The sequence below is a fragment of the Bacillus sp. FSL R5-0397 genome (assembly GCF_038593395.1).
Taxonomy (GTDB): domain Bacteria; phylum Bacillota; class Bacilli; order Bacillales; family Bacillaceae; genus Bacillus; species Bacillus altitudinis.
In genome coordinates this window covers 1,800,443-1,816,735 of the sequence record NZ_CP151992.1, presented here as the reverse complement: position 1 = coordinate 1,816,735, position 16,293 = coordinate 1,800,443, and the positions used below count along the sequence as shown (strand labels likewise).

Annotated in this window: 14 protein-coding genes; 10 read left to right on the top strand and 4 right to left on the bottom strand. The window is 43.6% G+C overall.

Features of this window, described 5'->3' with window-relative positions:
- The first annotated feature begins 4 nt into the window (after window positions 1-4).
- Genes NSQ70_RS09165 through NSQ70_RS09140 form a run of 6 tightly spaced genes read left to right on the top strand, consistent with a single transcriptional unit; the run spans window position 5 to window position 6,773 of the window.
- Window positions 5-1,354: an acetyl-CoA carboxylase biotin carboxylase subunit gene (locus tag NSQ70_RS09165; protein ID WP_041507175.1), complete on the top strand. Its 1,350-nt coding sequence runs from the start codon at window positions 5-7 to the stop codon at window positions 1,352-1,354.
- A complete protein-coding gene (locus tag NSQ70_RS09160) occupies window positions 1,351-1,566 on the top strand; it encodes an acetyl-CoA carboxylase biotin carboxyl carrier protein subunit (RefSeq protein WP_017367387.1) in 216 nt (71 codons plus the stop codon). The genes NSQ70_RS09165 and NSQ70_RS09160 overlap by 4 nt, the downstream gene beginning before the upstream one ends.
- 12 nt (window positions 1,567-1,578) lie before the next feature.
- A complete protein-coding gene (locus NSQ70_RS09155; RefSeq protein WP_058337175.1) occupies window positions 1,579-2,484 on the top strand; it encodes a hydroxymethylglutaryl-CoA lyase in 906 nt (301 codons plus the stop codon).
- Window positions 2,485-2,499: 15 nt separating this feature from the next.
- Window positions 2,500-3,282 carry an enoyl-CoA hydratase gene (locus tag NSQ70_RS09150; RefSeq protein ID WP_045034775.1) on the top strand — a complete coding sequence of 261 codons (783 nt, stop codon included), beginning with the start codon at window positions 2,500-2,502 and terminating at the stop codon, window positions 3,280-3,282.
- A gap of 18 nt (window positions 3,283-3,300) precedes the next feature.
- Entirely contained in the window at window positions 3,301-4,824 is a 1,524-nt protein-coding gene (locus tag NSQ70_RS09145; protein ID WP_342502574.1) for an acyl-CoA carboxylase subunit beta, read from the top strand.
- A gap of 14 nt (window positions 4,825-4,838) precedes the next feature.
- The gene (locus tag NSQ70_RS09140; protein ID WP_342502573.1) at window positions 4,839-6,773 is read left to right on the top strand and encodes an AMP-binding protein; all 1,935 of its coding nucleotides are present in this window, start codon (window positions 4,839-4,841) and stop codon (window positions 6,771-6,773) included.
- Window positions 6,774-6,802: 29 nt separating this feature from the next.
- On the opposite strand, the gene cysI is transcribed toward NSQ70_RS09140, so the two are convergent.
- From cysI to NSQ70_RS09125, 3 genes are all read right to left on the bottom strand, one after another.
- Complete coding sequence (gene cysI, locus NSQ70_RS09135) at window positions 6,803-8,521, bottom strand: assimilatory sulfite reductase (NADPH) hemoprotein subunit (RefSeq protein ID WP_039167852.1); 1,719 nt, start codon at window positions 8,519-8,521, stop codon at window positions 6,803-6,805.
- 33 nt (window positions 8,522-8,554) lie between these two features.
- Entirely contained in the window at window positions 8,555-10,366 is a 1,812-nt protein-coding gene (locus NSQ70_RS09130; protein WP_342502572.1) for an assimilatory sulfite reductase (NADPH) flavoprotein subunit, read from the bottom strand.
- 213 nt (window positions 10,367-10,579) lie between these two features.
- Window positions 10,580-12,007 carry an aldehyde dehydrogenase family protein gene (locus NSQ70_RS09125; RefSeq protein WP_135008810.1) on the bottom strand — a complete coding sequence of 476 codons (1,428 nt, stop codon included), beginning with the start codon at window positions 12,005-12,007 and terminating at the stop codon, window positions 10,580-10,582.
- Between the two features lie 212 nt (window positions 12,008-12,219).
- Between NSQ70_RS09125 and NSQ70_RS09120 the strand changes: the two genes are divergently transcribed.
- From NSQ70_RS09120 to NSQ70_RS09110, 3 genes are read left to right on the top strand one after another with little or no spacing between them, the layout of a single operon-like run.
- Window positions 12,220-12,645 (top strand): DMT family transporter, encoded by a 426-nt coding sequence (locus NSQ70_RS09120; RefSeq protein ID WP_008343684.1) that lies wholly within the window; start codon window positions 12,220-12,222, stop codon window positions 12,643-12,645.
- A 13-nt stretch (window positions 12,646-12,658) separates the two neighbouring features.
- Window positions 12,659-13,345, top strand: a complete 687-nt coding sequence (locus NSQ70_RS09115) for a Crp/Fnr family transcriptional regulator (RefSeq protein ID WP_041092782.1) — start codon at window positions 12,659-12,661, stop codon at window positions 13,343-13,345.
- A 21-nt stretch (window positions 13,346-13,366) separates the two neighbouring features.
- On the top strand, window positions 13,367-13,852 hold the full coding sequence (locus NSQ70_RS09110) for a DMT family transporter (RefSeq protein ID WP_024718278.1): 486 nt from the start codon (window positions 13,367-13,369) through the stop codon (window positions 13,850-13,852).
- 12 nt (window positions 13,853-13,864) lie between these two features.
- On the opposite strand, the gene NSQ70_RS09105 is transcribed toward NSQ70_RS09110, so the two are convergent.
- Window positions 13,865-15,271: a phospholipase D family protein gene (locus NSQ70_RS09105; protein ID WP_041507183.1), complete on the bottom strand. Its 1,407-nt coding sequence runs from the start codon at window positions 15,269-15,271 to the stop codon at window positions 13,865-13,867.
- Window positions 15,272-15,432: 161 nt separating this feature from the next.
- Here NSQ70_RS09105 and NSQ70_RS09100 point away from each other — a divergent pair, with 161 nt between their 5' ends.
- Window positions 15,433-16,209, top strand: a complete 777-nt coding sequence (locus NSQ70_RS09100) for a MurR/RpiR family transcriptional regulator (RefSeq protein ID WP_326242472.1) — start codon at window positions 15,433-15,435, stop codon at window positions 16,207-16,209.
- Window positions 16,210-16,293: the final 84 nt, after the last annotated feature.

Sequence of the window (16,293 nt, the reverse complement as noted above, 5' to 3'; positions counted from 1 at the left end):
AGCGATGTTTGAACAAGTATTGATCGCCAATCGAGGCGAAATTGCCCGTAGAGTGATTCGGACATGTAAACGGCTCGGAATCAAAACCGTTGCCGTTTATTCAGAGGCTGATCAGCATGCACTTCATGTGCAAGAAGCAGACAGCGCCTATTATATCGGCGGTGCTAAAGTTTCTGAAAGCTATTTAAACATGGAAGCGATCATTAAGGTTGCCAAACAAACGAATGCTGATGCTATCCACCCAGGGTATGGTCTTTTATCAGAAAATGCGGCATTTGCTGAACGCTGCCGGAGCGAAGGCATTGCCTTTATTGGACCATCTGCACAAGTCATTCAGCAGATGGGAAATAAAATTGAAGCGAGAAAAACGATGGAACAAGCGGGCATCCCAATCGTTCCTGGTGTTTCAGCCCCACTCCATGATGCAGACGAAGGTGTTCATAAAGCACAGACACTCGGCTATCCCATTATGCTAAAAGCATCGAGCGGTGGCGGCGGGATTGGTATGCAGCTCGTCCGCAACGACGAAGAACTGCATCGAGCGTTTGAAGGAAATCAAAAAAGAGCACAAAGTTTCTTTCAAGACGGAACTTTATACATGGAAAAGGTGATTGAACACGCACGGCACATCGAAATTCAAGTTCTTTTTGATTCGTTCGGTCACGGCGTTCACTTATTTGAAAGAGATTGTTCACTCCAAAGAAGACATCAGAAAATTGTTGAAGAGGCACCAGCCGTCTGTCTTGAAGAAACGGTGAGACAGCAAATGGGACAGATGGCCGTCAAAGCTGCCAAAGCAATTGGGTATGAAAATGCGGGCACAATTGAATGTTTAGTCGATCAAAACCAGCAATTTTATTTCTTAGAAATGAATACGAGATTGCAAGTAGAACACCCTGTCACAGAAGAAATTACCGGGATTGACCTTGTCGAGGAGCAGCTAAAAATTGCCGCATTAGAGCCCCTGTCCTTCAGCCAAGAGGATATTCATCAAATTGGGCACGCGATTGAAGTTAGAATATACGCTGAAGACCCTGTGACATTTTACCCTTCGCCAGGCACGATCACTCGGCTTTCTACACCTGATGCCCCATATATCCGTCATGAGTCAAGCGTCACGAGCGGAAGTGTCATTACCCCATTTTACGATCCAATGATTGCGAAAATGATTGTGTACGGTGATACTCGAAAACTCGCCATAGAACGATTAAAAGCAGCATTACAAGCATATGAAATAGAAGGGATCAAAACCAATGTACCGCTTTTAAAGGAAATGGCCGAATCAACTGCCTTTTTACATGGCCGCATCACAACCGATTATCTGATGAAAAAAAGGGAGGAAAACCGTTCATGAAAACTGTCACGATACAAATGGCCGGAAACTTATGGAAGCTTCTTGTGAAACAGGGTGATGATGTGCAAAAAGGACAGGAAGTCGCCATCTTAGAATCGATGAAAATGGAGATTCCCATTGTTGCAGAAGAAGCAGGTGTGATCAGTAAAGTGTATAAGGCGGAGGGGGAATTTGTTGACGAGGGAGAGGTACTTTTGGAGCTGACAGAATAGGGGGAAAGCCGCATGGCATTACCAAAAAATGTGCTCATTAGAGAGGTCGGCCCGCGCGATGGACTACAAAATGAATCCGTTTGGCTGGACACAATGAAGAAGCGAACATGGATCCATTTACTCGAAGAAGCCCATCTTCCTTATATTGAAGTCACCTCATTTGTTCATCCGAAATGGGTTCCAGCCTTAAAAGACGCCAAAGAATTAGCCCAATCATTAAACAAAAAAGAGGATATCACCTATGCCGCACTCATCCCAAATGAAAAGGGATTAGCTCATTTTTTTGAAGCAAACCTTGAGGTAGGGGCTATGTTTATCTCATCGAGTGAGACACATAACAAAAAGAATATGAATCGATCTATACAGGAAACATTGCCTGTGATCAAACAAATGACAGCCGATTTAAAAGCAGAAGGACGGCAAACGCGGGCCTATATTTCAACCGTGTTTGGATGTCCTTATGAAAAACAAGTGCCGATGGACCAAGTGCTGCGATTAACGGAACAGCTGCTGTCCTTCGGCATTGATGAAATATCACTTGGGGATACCATTGGGGAAGCCCATCCGCTGCAAGTAGAAAGACGGTTAGACCTTTTACTTGAACGCTTTCCTGCTGATAAAATCGCACTTCATTTTCATGATACGAAAGGAATGGGGCTTGCCAATATTTATACAGCATTAAAAGCCGGCATCACCATATTTGATGCCTCTAGCGGGGGGCTTGGCGGCTGTCCTTATGCACCTGGCTCCAGCGGAAACGTGGCGACAGAAGACGTGGTGCACATGCTTCACAAACTCGGGATCGAAACAAATGTCGACCTTCCTCGCTTGATTAAAGCGGCTGAATGGATTGAAGCAAAAGTGGATCGAACCCTGCCAAGTCACTGTTTACGCGCTTTTCAGTCTCACACTACTTGATAAAGGGTGAATCACATGACTTCATTGATCAATTTTTCAATACAAGATGATCATATTGGCATCATGACATTAAATAGACCAGCGCAAGCCAATGCTCTCTCCGCTGCTATGCTAGAGGAAATCAACCAAACGATTCAAGAAATCAAACATGATGCAAACATCCGCTGTTTGCTCATGACAGGAGCTGGCGCTAAAGTTTTTTGCGCAGGAGCAGACTTAAAAGAACGGCGATTGATGACAGAACAAGAAGCCAAAGAAGCCGTTCTGACCATTCAGCAAACCTTTACAGACATTGAATCTTTGCCTGTTCCTGTCATTGCCGTGATAAACGGACACGCACTTGGCGGAGGTCTTGAGCTCGCGCTCGCCTGTGATCTCCGCATCGCAAGAGCGGGTGCAGCGCTCGGCCTGCCGGAAACAGGACTAGCTATCCTGCCGGGAGCAGGGGGCACACAAAGACTTTCGCGCCTGATCGGACCCGGGAAAGCGAAAGAAATGATCTTCACAGGCACTTCTTTACGAGCAGAAGAAGCCGTTCAAATTGGGCTGATTGAACGTATCTCTACAGCCGATTCACTGATGAATGATGCCATCACACTCGCAAAACAAATCACCAAAAATGGGCCGATCGCTTTAAAAGAAGCAAAACAAGCCATTCAATCCAGCCTTGATCACGATTTACAAACAGGGCTGACGAAAGAATACGAAGCTTATCTGCGGCTTATTCATACAGAAGATCGACTAGAAGGTCTCAAGGCTTTTCAAGAAAAACGAACGCCTTATTACAGAGGGAAATAGCAAGAAAGGGGAATGTTTATGATCGAAGAATATGAATTAAAAAAACAACGAATTGAAAAGGGCGGGGCAGAACGCTACCATCAAAAAAACAAAGAAAAAGGAAAATTATTTGTCCGTGATCGGCTCCATTTGTTATTAGATGAGGATTCTTTCATTGAAGATGCCATGTTTGCAGAGTGCAAAGATGAACATTTACCAGCAGATGGTGTCGTCACCGGAACCGGGCGTATGAATGGGCAGACTGTTTGTGTCATGGCAAACGACTCTACGGTTAAAGCAGGATCGTGGGGCGTCAAAACAGTAGAAAAAATCATTCGAATTCAAGAAACGGCCGAGAAGCTCAATTGTCCGATGCTGTATCTAGTCGATTCAGCGGGTGCAAGAATCACCGATCAAATCGCAATGTTCCCAGGCAGAAGAGGAGCAGGGCGCATTTTTTATAACCAAGTCAAGCTGTCTGGACGTATCCCGCAAATTTGTTTACTCTTCGGTCCATCTGCAGCCGGTGGTGCGTATATCCCTGCTTTTTGTGACATTGTCGTCATGGTCGAAGGAAATGCCTCTATGTATTTAGGCTCGCCGCGAATGGCTGAAATGGTGATCGGTGAAAAAGTATCACTTGAGGAAATGGGCGGTGCGAAAATGCATTGCAGCATTTCTGGATGCGGAGATATATTAGCCAAAACAGAGGAAGAGGCTATTCAAATTGCACGTGATTATTTAACCTATATGCCTGCCAACTATACAGAAAAACCAAAAACGACAGCAGCAAAAGCACCTAAACCATCTGAAACCACCATCCAAGACTTAATCCCTAAAGGCCAGAATACCCCATTTGATATGTATCAACTCATCGATTTACTGATTGATGAAGAGTCATTTTTTGAAATCAAAAAGCTGTTTGCCGCAGAGTTAATTACCGGCTTTGGCAGAATGAACGGTCAGCCTGTCGGTCTCATTGCCAATCAGCCAAGAGTAAAAGGCGGCGTATTATTCCACGACTCAGCTGATAAAGCCGCCAAGTTTATTCAGCTCTGTGATGCCTTTCATATCCCGCTGCTCTTTCTTGCGGACATACCAGGATTTATGATTGGAACAAAAGTGGAACAAGCCGGCATTATTCGTCATGGGGCAAAAATGATCTCCGCTATGTCAGAGGCGACCGTTCCGAAAATGTCCGTCATCGTCCGTAAAGCATACGGAGCAGGACTATATGCAATGGCAGGCCCTGCTTTTGAGCCAGACTGCTGTCTCGCTCTTCCATCGGCGCAAATCGCTGTGATGGGTCCAGAAGCCGCTGTAAATGCCGTCTATGCAAATAAAATTGCAGAACTCCCGCCCGAAGAGAGGGCTTCATTTATACAAGAGAAACGGAAGGAATACCAGGAAGATATGAATATCTATGAGCTTGTCTCTGAAATGATTGTCGATGGCGTCATCCCATTTGACCGTCTCAGATCGGAACTTTGTCATAGATTAGTAGCCTATTCATCGAAAGACATGACATTTACGAAACGAAAACATCCGGTCTATCCGGTCTAAAGGGGGCAGACCTCATGATCAACCAGAAACCAGAATGGATACCGGAAGAAAAGCAGAGCCAAAAAACACGTTTGCATCAGTGGATGAAATCTCTTGGTTTTTCTACGTATGACTCATTCTATCAAGCCAGTATTGATCGCACAGACTGGTTTTGGAGAGAAGCGGAAAAGACGGTCGGCATTCAGTGGAAAAAACCATATGAAGCGGCATTAGGTCACCACTCATTGATGTGGCCGAAATGGTATCAGGGCGGCACACTAAACATCACCGAAACGGCTGTGGACAAATGGGCTGAAAAAGAAGAGACGAGGCATCAGCCCGCCATCATTTGGAGCAATGAAGCCGGTGAAGAAAAGAAATGGTCATTTCTCGAACTTCAAGAGAAAGTGAGCCGTCTTGCAGCTGGCTTTTTGAAAGAAGGACTTCAAAAAGGGGATGTAGCCATCATCTATATGCCAATGCTTCCAGAAACGGTCGCCGTCATGCTTGCCTTTGCAAAGATTGGTGTTATTTTCAGCCCAGTCTTCTCAGGCTATGGAAGCGAGCCACTCGCTGTACGCATTCGTGCGTCAGGCGCATCCATTGTCGTCACAGCGAATGAAATGATGCGGCGAGGGAAAACGATCAACATGCGGGAATGTGTGGCGGATGCCATCAATAAAACCACAACTGTGCAAAAAGTGATTGTGCACACTTCCTCTCATACCGGTTATCAGGACGATGTCCTACTGAATGATTTGCTAAAAGAACAGCCGTTCACCGGCGCGACCTATGTCACAAATGAAGACCCGCTGATGATCTTGTATACGTCAGGCACAACCGGCACACCAAAGGGAGCCGTTCATACACACGCAGGCTTTCCGATAAAGGCAGCTTTTGATGCCGGGCTATGTATGGATGTGGCAAAAGGAGACCGGCTGTTTTGGCTGACTGATATGGGCTGGATGATGGGGCCATTCCTCGTCTTTGGCGGCTTGATCAATGGAGCTGCCATCGTTTTATATGACGGCGCTCCCGATTATCCAGATGAGCAGCAGCTCTGGTCATTCATCCACGAGAAGAAAGTCACTCATTTTGGACTTTCCCCTACATTTGTTCGTTCTGCGATGCAGCAAACGATTGATGGGGTCGAACTATCGCATGTCAAAGCCATTATTTCTACAGGGGAACCATGGAATGAAGCTCCGTGGCAATGGTTATTTCACACCATTGGTCAAAAGAACATTCCAATCTTAAATTATTCAGGAGGAACCGAGGTTTCTGGTGGCATTGTAGGCAGTACGCTGCTTCGCCCCATCAAACCGATTCTCTTTAATGCGGCGATCTTAGGAATGGCGGCAGATGTATACAATGAAGCTGGGCAAAGCGTGATGAATGAAGTAGGGGAGCTTGTGGTGAAAAAGCCATGGGTCGGCATGACATGTGGTTTTTGGAACGAACCGGAGCGTTATGAAGATACGTATTTCAAACGATTTGATGGTGTATGGACACACGGAGATTGGGTCATGCAAACAGAGGACGGAGAATTCCACATCACCGGCAGATCGGATGATGTCATTAATACAGCAGGGAAACGCATCGGGCCAGCTGAAATTGAATCCATCCTTACCTGGCATCCTGCCGTGCATGAAGCCGCTGTGATCGGGGTAAAGGATGAGGTGAAAGGGGAGGCGCTCGTCTGTTTCATCGTGACCAGTCCGCATGCTTTTGAAGAAGCTGCCCTTATCCAAGAGCTTTCAGCCCATGTTGGTTCACATGCCGGAAAAGCGCTCACACCAAAAGAAGTTCATCTCATTTCAGCTTTGCCGAAAACAAGGAATGGAAAAATCGTACGGCGTTTACTTAAAGGGGCGTATGAAAAGCAGCCTTCACCCGATCTATCTTCATTAGACAATCCAGATGTGTATAAGAGTCTGACCGAATACTTAAATAAGAAACAGAAAAAATAAAAAAAGACAGGATGGTTCCTGTCTCTTTTTTATTGCACATGAAAATTCGTTCCATCTGTTGTCTCTTTCACAATCCCTGCCCGAATGACAAAATCGCCGAAATGTTCATTTTCTTCTCGTTCTTTTGCGTAGCGGGGGAGAATAGAGCCAAGTTCTTTTAGAATGTCTTCCTCACCCACATTTTCACGGTATAATTTACTTAATCTGCTGCCATCAAATGCGGCACCAAGATACATATTATACTTACCAGGTGATTTTCCGATAAATCCAATCTCTCCAAGCGCATGACGAGCACAGCCATTTGGACAACCAGTCATTCGAATGGTGATTTCTTTATCACTTAATCCGTTTTCTTCAACGATGTCTTCGATTTTATCAATCAATCGTGGAAGGTAGCGCTCTGCTTCAGCCATCGCTAAACCACAAGTTGGCAAAGATACACAAGCCATTGAGCTGCGGCGCAGGGCAGAATGCTGCTGGCCGTCTGATAAACCAAACTTCTGAATGAGCTGTTCGATTTGTTTCTTTTTATGAGTTGTCACATTCCCAATGATTAAATTCTGATTGGCTGTTAAACGGAAGTCACCTGTATGAACCTTGGCGATTTCGCGGATGCCTGTCATCAGCGGATAATCATCATAATCTGTGATGCGTCCGCCTTCTACAAACATCGTATAATGCCATCTGCCATTAATGCCTTTTACCCAGCCATAACGGTCACCGTTATGATCAAAGTGATAATCCTTTGCCTCTAAAAGAGTAAACCCAAGACGGCGCTCAAGCTCTTCTTTTACATTCTCAAGACCAAGGCGATCCACCGTATATTTAAAGCGGGCATTTTTTCGCACGGAACGGTTTCCGTAGTCACGCTGAATGGTGATGACTTGTTTGGCAATTTCTACGACCTGTTCAGGTGTACAAAAGCCGATGACCTTTGCAAGCTGCGGATAAGTCGCTGTATCACCATGCGTCATACCCATTCCGCCGCCAATTGCGACATTAAAACCGACCAGTTGATCGTTTTCGATAATGGCAATGAAGCCTAGATCCTGCGAAAAAACATCAATGTCATTAGCAGGAGGGACCGCCACACCAATTTTGAATTTCCTTGGCAAATAAAGCGGACCATACATCGGTTCAACTTCCGTATCTGGCGTTGCCGCAACCTTTTCCTCATCAAGCCAAATCTCATGATAGGCTCTTGTTTGTGGGAGCAGGTCATCACTTAATTTTTTCGCCAGCTCGTATACATCATGGTGCACTTCTGATTGATAGGGGTTTGATGTACACATGACATTCCGGTTCACGTCGCCGCAAGCAGCAATTGTATCAAGCATAGTAGAATGAATGTCTTGAATGGTTTTTTTCATATTCCATTTTAAAATACCGTGAAGCTGAAAGGTTTCACGAGTCGTCAGCTTTAACGTACCGTTTCCGTATTTGTGAGCAAGCTCATCCATCACAAGCCACTGCTTAGATGTGGCGATTCCGCCAGGCAGACGGACACGCAACATAAATTGATAGGCAGGCTCAAGCTTTTGTTTTTGTCGTTCATTTCTCAGATCACGATCATCTTGTAAGTAGCTGCCGTGATGCTTCATCAGACGGTTGTCATCATCCGGAATTCCCGCTGAAATCGGATCAAGCATCACTTCTTTTAACGTACCCCGTAAATAATCACTTTTTTCTTTGATTTCCTCTACGTCGCTCGGAGGTCCATCCGGCGCTGTTAATGCTGTCTTCACCATGTAAGTAAAAGCTCCTTTCTTTCAAGCATCAAATCAATAAACGTCACGCTGATAGCGTTTTTGCTGCTGTAAGTTGGCAAGATAGCTTTCTGCTTTTTCTTTGCTCATCGCACCTTCTTCTTGAATGATGGATAGAAGGGTATTGTGGACATCATGCGCCATATGCTTTTCATCTCCGCAAATATACACGTAAGCACCTTGCTCAAGCCATTCAAATAATTCTTTGCTTTGTTTCTTCATTTGGTGCTGGACATATACTTTTTCCTCAGTATCTCTTGAAAAAGCCACGTCCATTTTCGTTAAGACGCCATCCTTTAACCACTTTTGCCATTCCGTTTGGTATAAGAAATCCGTCACAAAATGCTGATCACCGAAGAATAACCATGACTTTCCGTTTGCACCCAGTTCCTCACGTTCCTGCATAAATGAACGGAAAGGGGCGATGCCTGTGCCTGGTCCTACCATAATGATCGGTGCATCTGGATCTTGAGGAAGCTTAAAGTTTTGGTTGTGCTGAATATAAACAGGTAACGTATCACCTGGCTGCAGGCGCTCTGCACATAGAATCGAACAGACACCTTGGCGTTCTCTGCCGTGCGCATCATATCTGACAGCCCCTATCGTCAAATGAACCTCTTCGTCATTTGCTTTGAGACTGCTTGCAATGGAATAAAGGCGTGCAGGGATTTTTCTTAAAATGGACGTGAAATCTGCGGCGGTTCCTTCAAAAGGACCGAAATCACGAGCCGCATCTACTAAGTCCCGGCCTGCGATATATTCTTTCAGTTTTTCTTCGTTTCCTTCTTCTAAAAGGGCATGCAAGGATTCGCTTTTTGTCAGTTCAGCGATCTTTTGAAGAAGTGGTTTTGTTAAAACCGTGATCTCAAAATGCGAGGTGAGTGCGTCTTTTAAAGGAAGAGTGTCTCCATTTTTATGAACGGTGACGGATTCTTCTGCATTCCACCCGCATGTTTGAATCAGTTCGTCGACAAGCGCAGGATCATTTGTCGGGTAAATGCCAAGGCTGTCACCTGGCTCATACACGAGACCTGAACCTTCAAGCGAAAGCTCTAAGTGACGTGTTTCTTTATTAGATCCACGCCCATTTAAGTTGATATTTTCAAGAACTTCAGCATAAAAAGGATTCGTTCTTGAATATTCAGAAACGGCCGTACTGTTGGCTCCCGCTGATTCTCGCGGCAGTGATACAGCTTCACCTTCACTCAAAGAAGAGGCAACACCTTGAAGCCATTCTGAAAACGGCTCATCATAATCAAGGTCACAATCCACTCGGTCAAACAGGCGAGTACCGCCAAGTTCTTCGAAGCGTTCATCAAATTCTTTTCCTGTCTGACAGAAGAATTCGTATGAACTGTCACCTAATGAAAGGACAGAAAAGCTTAAATGATCGAGCTTTGGCGCACGTCTGCCGTGAACATATTCATGGAACGAAAGGGCATTATCCGGCGGATCTCCTTCGCCATGTGTGCTGACAATGACCAGTAAATTGTTTATTTTTTTCAGATTATTCGGTTTAAAATCGGACATAGAAGAGAGCGTCACTTGAAAGCCTTTCTCTTCAAGATGCTGGGCTGTCTTTTTTGCTAACCCTTCGGAATTGCCTGTTTGCGACCCATAAAGCACGGTCACATCTTTGCTCACAGGCTGTACAGGTGCTGCGGCAGAAGGCGCCGGAGTGACAGCTTCTGAGCCGCCAAGCGCTGCCTGCGCTGATAAATAACCAGTAAGCCAAATTTTTTGCTGATCTGTTAAAGTCGGAAGCAGCTGATTGAGTAACTCTGCCTGCTCCTGGCTAAACGGACTGTTCAATACATGAAGTTGCAACAATATCCACCTCACAAGGAATATAAACATAGATTAATTCGATAGGAATTATATATATAGGTTCAATTTGAACTTTACCGAAAGTTTGCCATTAAGTAAAATATATAATATTGATTGTCATGATTAAGATTTCTAATGACAAAACACGGATGAATAGGGGAGAGGGCACAAAAAAAGGAAAACGGATCACCGTTTTCCTCTTTTTCGCCTGACTTACGCCGTTGGAAGCCCCATCACAGCTTTCACTTCTAAATATTCCTCGATACCGAAGTCTCCCCATTCTCTTCCGATACCTGATTGCTTAAAGCCTCCAAATGGGGCAAAGTAATCTGTTTCTGCATTGTTAATGGTGATTTGACCGGCACGAATATGTTCAGCGACATATTTTAATGTTTTTTCATCTTGACCAACAACATAGCCGGCAAGACCATACACTGTATCGTTGGCGATCTCAAGGGCATGATCGAGGTCTTGATACGTGATCACACTCATGACTGGCCCAAAGATTTCTTCTTGCGCAATGGTCATATCATTTTTCACATTGGTGAAAATGGTATGCTTGGCGAAATATCCTTTATCGATTCCGTCTGGCTTTCCAGTTCCCCCAGCAAGAAGGGTAGCACCTTCTTCGATTCCTTTTTCAATATAAGATTGCACCGTATCCCACTGCTTTTTAGAAACAAGCGGGCCAGTAGCGTGATCTTCTCTCGGATCACCAACTGTAAACTTCGGCAGGGCGTTCAGCAGCGCTTTTTCAAACTTGTCTTTCATTGATTCTGGAATTAGCACACGTGTAGCTGCAGAACACACTTGACCTGTATTCATCGCAATATGATGAATGGCTGTTTCTGCTGCTTCGTCCACATCTGCATCGTCTAAGACGATAAGAGGGGATTTTCCGCCAAGCTCAAGTGCTACTTTCTTCACATTGTCCGCTGCGTTTTCCATAATTTTAGAGCCGACGGCACCTGATCCTGTAAATGAAACGAAGTCAATATCAGGATGTGAGCTAATGCCGTCACCAATCACGTCACCCGTTCCGTTTACTAAGTTGAAGACTCCTTTCGGTACACCTGCTTCATCAATAATGTCTGCAAGAATCATCGCAGCAAAAGGGGTAATTTCCGCTGGTTTTAAGACAACTGTTGAGCCTGCCGCAATGGCACCCGCAATTTTAAGAGATGTCTGATTCGTCGGGAAGTTCCACGGTGTAATCAATCCGCTGACACCAATCGCCTCTTTTATAATCGTATGTCCACCGCGGTCTTCGGTAAATGTATAAGATTTCAGTGCTTCCGCTGCTTTAGAAAAATGTTCATAACCCATTTTGTAATGAACTTCTTCGGATACTTTCAGCGGTGCACCAAGCTCTTTTGTCATCACTTCTACAAGTTCATCCTTGCGTTTTTCGTACCCGCGCACAATGTTTTCCAACATTTCTACTCGTTCATTTCGAGATGTTTTTGAGAAAGAAGGGAAGGCGGCTCGAGCTGCTTTGACAGCTTGATCTAAATCTTCTTTCGTTCCTAAACTAATGGTGCCAATGACTTCCTCTGTCGCAGGGTTAATGACCTCCGTCGTTTCGTTTCCTGTTGATGCGACCCATTCTCCATTAATAAAGTGTTTCTCTTGATTTCTCATTCTGACATGTCTCCTTTTTGTATGTGATTGAATCCAATATTCTGTTTTCAGCTCATATAAAACTGTACCCACTGTGAAAAATCTAAAACGGAGAAACTGCATGAGAAAAAGTTTCTGATATAATACGCAAAGTGGGACATATGTCCTTTTCAACATGAGGGCATCTATCATTTAATGAAACTAGACTGAAAAAAGAAGGAGCTTTTGAACGAATGAAAGGTGTTATTTTTGCATTATTAGGAGGCGCTTGTATTACACTGCAAGGCGTAGCCAACGCCAGAATTAGTCAAGATATCGGGACGTGGCAGGCGGCAACGATCACGCAGCTGACAGGGTTTATCATCTCTCTCGTCATTTTACTCATCGTACGGGATGGCCACTTTAAGGAATACAAAAAAGTGCAGCCTCTTTATTTAATTGGAGGTGCATTTGCAGCCATTATTATCTTTAATGAGGTCACTGCCATTCAAATCATTGGTGTGACACTCACCATCGCTGCTTTACTTATCGCACAGCTTGCGTTTACCTTTGCCATCGATGCAAAAGGATGGTTTGGTGTTCAGAAGAAAAAAATGAAATGGCCCCATTATGCAGGCATCTTTTTAATGATTGCAGGCGTCATCATCTTAAAACTATAAAGGAGGGCATCAGATGGAGGAGCTGCATGATGAATCTCTTTTTTCCTCTTATATGAAGACGCATCAGTTACAGAATGTCTTTCATCAAAAACTCATCTCACATGTGAGCTTGTGGCGCTATCAGCAAGGTGAGCTGATTTGTTCAAAAGGGGATAAAAGGGAGTATATGTACTTGCTGGTGAAAGGTAAATTAAAGATTTTCACCACCACAAAAGAAGGAAAAACATTTATTCTTTGCTTTAAAAACCCTCTTGAAGCGATTGGAGATATTGAATACGTTCAGCAGACAGATATGGTCAATACAGTTGAAGCCGTTACAGAAGTACATATGCTCAGGATTTCTCATCAAGCCCTCATGCGGCATGCAAAGGACGATCCTCGAGTTTTAACCTTTTTGCTCAAGGGCATCACAAACAAATTTTATACAAAATCAAATGATTTAAGCTTCCACCTTTTATACCCTGTAGAGGTCAGGCTTGCAAGCTATTTATTGTCTGTTTTAACAGGTGATGATGACGCGCACGCACGCACGCTTCGCCTCACGGATGCAGCGAGCTTAATTGGAACAAGCTACCGCCATATTAACCGGGTCATTCAGCAGTTCCAAGAAAAAGGGCTGATTGAAAGGCGAAGAGGAAAGATTACGATTTGTGATCAAAAAGGGCTTTTAGAAATAGCAGAACACAACATTTATGAATAGAAGAAACGAAGGGACTTATATATGATCATAGGAATAATATTAGCTGTCACTGCTGGGGCACTTGTCAGCTTACAAACCATTTTTAATAGTAAAGTCAATGAGCATACAGGCTCTTGGTCAACAACGACGCTAGTTCTAGGAATGGGCTTTATCGCTTCACTTTTGATGGGTCTTTTGTTAGAAGGGACCGGCATGTTTCAATTAAGGCATATGGAAGCCTGGTACTGGATAAGCGGAGCCATCGGGGTAGGCGTTGTCATCTGTCTTGTTCAGAGCATCAAACGTCTCGGTCCCACTTATGGAATCTCGATTGTTCTCACCTCCCAGCTAGGTTGTGCGCTTCTATTTGATTCGCTTGGCTGGCTTGGGTTAGAAAAAGTAACATTTTCTTTTACAAAATTATTAGGTGTACTTGTCATTGTGGCAGGAATCCTCGTATTTAAGTTAACCAAGCTTGAACCAGTAGAAGAGGAGCAGTCAAGAGAAAAAGGGCTGCCACAAAAGTAGCTGCCCTTTTATTTAAATCAACCGCCGCCATAAAACCGTTATGGTAGATAAACCAGTTAAAAGGAGCCTTTTCATGAAAGGCTTTTTTTTCTGTCCATAGTCGCTTGCTTTATATTCTGTTCGATCTTTCGCTACGAGAACACTATAAGCGATTTTTCGTTCGATTGCTTCCGTCAGAGATAACGCAAATGGTGCACTATCAATCACCAAAATCGATTCAGTATTTAAAAAGCTGGATCTTGCATCTAGATTATATGTTCCAATAATACTTAAGTTATCATCAATGACCATTGATTTGGCGTGAATTGAATACGGACCTTGATATTCATACAAATGAACACCTGTTTTCATCAATTCCTTTTTCGTGCTTAAATATCCTGCAAATGCTAAAGGGTTTGGTGTCGCTGTAAGAGAATTCGTCACGATCGTCGTTTGAATATCACTTGGTAATGGCGTGAGTCCGTCTTTCATTGGCCGTGTCGGTATGACATAAGGCGTCTGGATAAGAACCGAACGCTTTGACCGCTGTGCGAGATCGTTTAACTTTTTCAAGACGAGCGGACGTTTATTTAAGCGTTCCACTGGATTTGTGAAAAATGCAATCTGTTTTGCACGAATGGCGTCTTTTGCCCAATCATATGTGGACGTGACAAAGGGTTCTTTTGTACGAATGGCTTCCTGATAAGATCGAAGCAGCTGTTTTCTTAGCTTTTTTCCTTTTTTCGCTTTTGCCTTGGAAAATACATCTTTCGTTCTTTTCGTAAAATCATGATTCCACAAATAAACGAAATACTGTTCCATTTCATCTAATACTTTTCCTTTTTTGGCGTTGTACAGCAGCACATCTCGGTCATACGCAAAGTCTTTCGGCGGCTGATCTGCAAAGTATTTATCACCAATATTTCTGCCGCCCATGACAGCGACCCTGCCATCTGCCAAAAGAAGCTTATCGTGAAGGCGGTTATGCCACGTCCATGGCTTGAACAAACGAAAAGGCTCATAAAAACGAATGGCCATATTCGGATGATTCGCCACAGCATAACGCAAATGCTTTAGCGGTCCACGCAGGCTATGGCAAATGCCATCTAACAACAGCTGAACTTTTACTCCTCGATCAGCCGCTTCAATTAAAGCACCAAGCACCCATTCGGCGGTTTTTCCTTTTTGAATGGAATAATAACTCAAACGAATGTTCTTTTCAGCCTCTCGAATCATTTGAACTCTCACTTGACCTGATTCAAATCCGTCATCAAGCAGCATGACTTGATTTATGCCTTGGTCGTCTCCTGAGATAGAAGAGGCTTTATAGATGCAATGTTCTTTACATGTTTTTTGAAACGGTAAATAAAACAAGACAAATGCGGTCAAAAATACATACACCACATATAAAAGGATCAGAAAAAACAAGAATTGAAGCACAGTGATCAACTCCTTTCACACAAACCGTTCTTTTTCTTAGTTTATGTTAAAAACAAAATTTCACTCATCCAGCTTTCCCAATGAAAAATACAGGATAAAAGAATCACCTTGTTTTCATAGGGCATTTAATTATAGTATGAAATGAGTAAGGGGGAATCGCATTGAATGAACCATTATTTAATATACCAAGTGATGTGTACCAAACGTTAAGTGAAACAGAACGTTATCTACTGCATTATATTCACCAGCATTTAGAGGATATCTCCACCTTATCCATCGTCACATTAAGTGAAAGAGCCAACGTGTCGACGGCGACCATTGTCAGACTGATGAAGAAAATCGGATACAACGGCTATACATCCTTTAAATATCGATTGAAACAAGAAAAGAAAATGTCAGATGATAGTGATCAACTAAAAAATATTGACGAAGACATCAAACTAGCCATTCGAAAAAATGAAGAAGAGGTCTTAAAGACGATTCAACTGCAAAGTATTGGGCAAATTGAGGATGCGGTTCAAAAGATCCATGATGCAGACAAAATTTATATTTTTGGCAGAGGCTTTTCAGAGATGATCGCCAAAGAGATGACCATCAAATTGCAGCTCATCGGAAAAACATGTGAAGTTCATGACGACCCGAATATCATTCGGCTCAAATCGCGTGACATTGATAAAAACGAGCTTGCCATCTTTGTTTCGTTAAATGGAGAAACGTCGGAACTAGTAGAAGCCTGCCAAAACCTCAGTATGAAGCAGGTCACGACCATTACGGTCACAACTAGAATTGATTCTACATTAAGTAAAATATCAGATATGACACTCGTCGGATATAAAGGGGAACAATCATTCTTCCCAGATTATGAAGTCAGGTCCCGCCTGTCGCTTCATGTCATTGCCCGTATTTTACTAGACGCCTATGTGATTCGGATGAAATAAATACTCAAAAAGCCTTCCACACTTCATGATGGGAGGCTTTTTACCGTGAAAACCTTTACACAATCTGAAAACATTTTCACTGAA